Origin of the sequence: Mycobacterium sp. SMC-18 (assembly GCF_045310895.1) — a bacterium.
Lineage (GTDB): Bacteria > Actinomycetota > Actinomycetes > Mycobacteriales > Mycobacteriaceae > Mycobacterium.
On the sequence record NZ_JBJIAL010000129.1, the window covers coordinates 1 to 1,355 of the forward strand.

At 63.5% G+C, this 1,355-nt stretch carries 1 protein-coding gene; it reads right to left on the reverse strand.

Annotated features, from left to right (window positions below):
- Positions 1 to 30: 30 nt before the first annotated feature.
- A protein-coding gene (locus ACJH6J_RS30415; protein ID WP_109557393.1) for an IS3 family transposase occupies positions 31 to 1,301 on the reverse strand; the annotation gives its coding sequence in 2 pieces (ribosomal slippage) (positions 31 to 1,028 and positions 1,028 to 1,301; 1,272 coding nt in all).
- Positions 1,302 to 1,355: the final 54 nt, after the last annotated feature.

Genomic DNA, 1,355 nt, shown 5'->3' on the forward strand with positions numbered 1-1,355 from the left:
TGAACCGCCCCGAGTTTGGTGCACACCGGTTTATTGGTGCGCAGCCTCTGATTGGGCTGTGTTCGTAGCGTAGTAGATGGTCTCGTATTCGATCGGTGGGATGCGGCCCAGGCGGTGCATGAGCCGGTCGCTGTTGTACCAGTGGACCCAGTCGGCGGTGAGCAGTTCTACGTCGGTCAGTCGGTGCAGCGGGCCGCGACGGAATGGGGAGTCGTCGCGGACGGCTTCGTTCTTGTACAGCCCGACGGTGGTCTCGGCCAACGCGTTATCGAAGGCATCGCCGACCGATCCGATCGACGGCACCAATCCGGACAAGGACAGGGTTTCCCCGAACCGCACCGACGTATACTGAGAGCCCGCATCTGAGTGGTGAATAGTACTGCCCGACAACGGATTACCCTCACGATGCCGGAGTTGCGCGGCGTGGCGTATTGCCCGCCGTACGAACGCATCACTCTTGCCCGCTGAGCAGGTCCAGCCCACGATCCGCCCGGAGTAGGCATCGATGACGAACGCGGTGTAGACGAACACCCCGGCGGCCAATCTGACGTAGGTGAAATCGGCTACCAGCAACCTGTTGGGCGTCTCAACGCGGAACTGGCGGTCCACCAGATCCGGGGCTCGCCCGGCAGCCGGGTCAGCGATGGTGGTGCGAACCTTCTTACGGCGGGTCACCCCACGCCACCCGTTGTCCCGCATGAGGCGCTCTACCGTGCAGCGGGCCACCTCGATGCCCTGACGGCGCAGATGGGCCCACATCTTGACCGCGCCGTACAACGACTCGGGCTTGCGGTGTCCGTGTTCGTCGGGTTCGTAGTAGCCGGCCAGCACCTCAGTAATAGCCATATCCCACAAGGCCCGCGCCGATGGCGGCCGCGCCAGCCAGGCGTAGAACGTTCTCGGGGCAATCTGGCAGCCGTGCTCGGACAGCACGCGGCAGATCGGAGCGACCCCGAACCGAGCACGATGCTCGGCGATGAACGCACAGATCAGCGGCGTCGCGGGTCGCTCTCCCGCGCGAAGAAACTTGTTGCCGCCTTGAGGATTTCGATGGTTTCTTCAAGCTCACGGTTCTTGCGTTTGAGCTCTCTGTTCTCGCGCGCAATGTCGGTGGGCACCCCTGCCCGGTCCCCGGCGTCGACCTCGCTCTGGTTGATCCAGCGGCGCAGCGATTCGTAGGAGACGCCCAACCGTTTGGCGACCGCGGTGATGCAGGCCGTGCGGGTGTCGTACTCCTCGGCATGGTCAGCGACCAACCGCACCGCCCGGACCTTGAACTCCTCGTCGTACTTCTTCGGCATGATGCGAACTACCTTCCCTCGAAAGAAGGTGTGCATCAAACTCGGGGCGGTTCA